The organism is Pseudomonas sp. CH235 (genome assembly GCF_004368175.1).
Lineage (GTDB): Bacteria > Pseudomonadota > Gammaproteobacteria > Pseudomonadales > Pseudomonadaceae > Aquipseudomonas > Aquipseudomonas paraglycinae.
Window position 1 is genome coordinate 1 of sequence record NZ_RRZJ01000073.1, and the last position, 599, is coordinate 599.

At 58.1% G+C, this 599-nt stretch carries 1 protein-coding gene; it reads left to right on the forward strand.

All coding sequences use genetic code 11. The features are described 5' to 3' along the window. Window positions 1-30: 30 nt before the first annotated feature. The coding region (locus EIY71_RS28865; protein ID WP_305955780.1) for a calcium-binding protein at window positions 31-599 on the forward strand (569 nt) is incomplete at its 3' end.

Genomic DNA, 599 nt, shown 5'->3' on the forward strand with positions numbered 1-599 from the left:
TGGAGCCTGGCGCAAGTCAAGGTGATGGTGATGACCAGCACCGAAGGCAATGACGAGCTGCATGGTTATGGCACCGATGATCTGGTGAGCGGTGGCCTGGGTAACGACAGCCTGTACGGCGAGGGGGGCAACGATGTGTTGGTCGGCGGTGTGGGCAATGATGTCATGGATGGTGGCGCGGGTTCGGATATTTACCGGTTCGAGCGGGGTTGGGGGCAGGACACCATCAACAATTACGACACCACGGCTGGCAAAATTGATGCCCTAGAGTTTGGCGCCGACATCAAGCCCGAAGACCTGGTACTGACCCGCACCGACAGTCACCTGAACATTGCCTTGAAGGGGAGTTCGGACAAGATCACCGTGCGGTATTTCTTCAGTAGCGGCTATCAGCTGGAGGAGATCCGCTTCGCCAATGGCACGACCTGGAGCCTGGCGCAAGTCAAGGTGATGGTGATGACCAGCACCGATGGCAATGACGAGCTGCATGGTTATGGTACCGATGATCTGGTGAGCGGTGGCCTAGGTAACGACAGCCTGTACGGCGAGGGCGGCAACGATGTGTTGGTCGGTGGTGTGGGCAACGATGTACTGGATGG